Source organism: Blautia sp. HCP3S3_G3, from assembly GCF_052063365.1.
In the GTDB taxonomy this organism is placed as follows: Bacteria; Bacillota; Clostridia; order Lachnospirales; family Lachnospiraceae; genus Blautia_A.
Map to the genome: position 1 here is coordinate 1 of NZ_JBQHXR010000078.1, position 528 is coordinate 528.

A 528-nucleotide genomic window follows, 5' to 3' on the forward strand; every position below is an offset into this window, starting at 1 on the left:
CGCGCAGTTTTTCCAAGAATCGGCAGATCCTGAACTTTGCGTAAATATGTCCCATGATAAGTTTGGGTTTCCTGACCACACTCTGGACATTTGGAAGAATGTGTTTTGGATTGCATTTTAATATGAATAGAACTGTCATCATGGTCAACAGAAGTAGTTGACAGCAACTCACCCGGGAAAAACATATCCAGCTTTAACGAATCATTCATTATCTATACCGCCTTTATTTGATACCAATATTTTATCACAGAAATAATTTCATTGGAAGCAAAAAACGGGTGATTGCGGAAGAACCGACCACAGATCAGGGTTTCCGCCAAAATTGGGTTCTTCCGCAATTGCCCACATTGGTGACAGGCACCAATGTGGGCAACTTAAGTAATTTGACAGAATGATAAATTCAGAAAATACGGCTTTAAAATTTTTTATAGCGTGTACACTCGAATTCCCCAGAGTGCATCTGGCTGCTTTTGGTTTTATGGGCGCAGTGGTAGCCTGAAAATAGATGATGCCATACCGGCAAGTACT

General features: G+C 40.7%; 1 protein-coding gene. It reads right to left on the reverse strand.

Annotation, left to right across the window (positions count from 1 at the left end; genetic code table 11):
• Nucleotides 1-209 (reverse strand): transposase family protein (locus ACTNEW_RS16350; protein ID WP_441062868.1); only part of this gene is annotated, 209 nt, incomplete at its 3' end.
• Nucleotides 210-528: the final 319 nt, after the last annotated feature.